We start from the raw sequence: 376 nt of genomic DNA, 5'->3' as shown, positions 1-376 counted from the left end.
ACTGATAATGTAGGGGTCAGCAGTTCAAATCTGCTCGGGACTACATACAAGAGGGGAATTAGCTCAGCTGGCTAGAGCACCTGCCTTGCACGCAGGGGGTCAACGGTTCGAATCCGTTATTCTCCACGATTTTCAGCATATAGCGATTGGCCTCTGGCTAATAGCGATTTGACTGGGAAAAAGAGTTCTTTGACATATTGAAAGAAAAAAAACACAAGAGAAGACAATAGGGACGAACGTTCTGTATTTATACAGGACAATTAGTCAAAGCATCTCCATAGTAGCAAAAGGGCTATGAGAGAGAAGAAAGTAAATAAGGGCACACGGGGGATGTCTAGGCTCTCAGAGGCGATGAAGGACGTGATAAGCTGCGATA

General features: G+C 44.9%; 1 tRNA gene. It reads left to right on the top strand.

The window, feature by feature from the left end:
• Positions 1-52: 52 nt before the first annotated feature.
• Positions 53-126, top strand: a tRNA-Ala gene (locus JKG64_RS22955).
• Positions 127-376 lie beyond the last annotated feature (250 nt).

The sequence above is a fragment of the Sphingobacterium tabacisoli genome, from assembly GCF_017908035.1.
GTDB lineage: Bacteria > Bacteroidota > Bacteroidia > Sphingobacteriales > Sphingobacteriaceae > Sphingobacterium > Sphingobacterium tabacisoli.
This window is presented reverse-complemented; position numbering and strand designations above follow the sequence as displayed.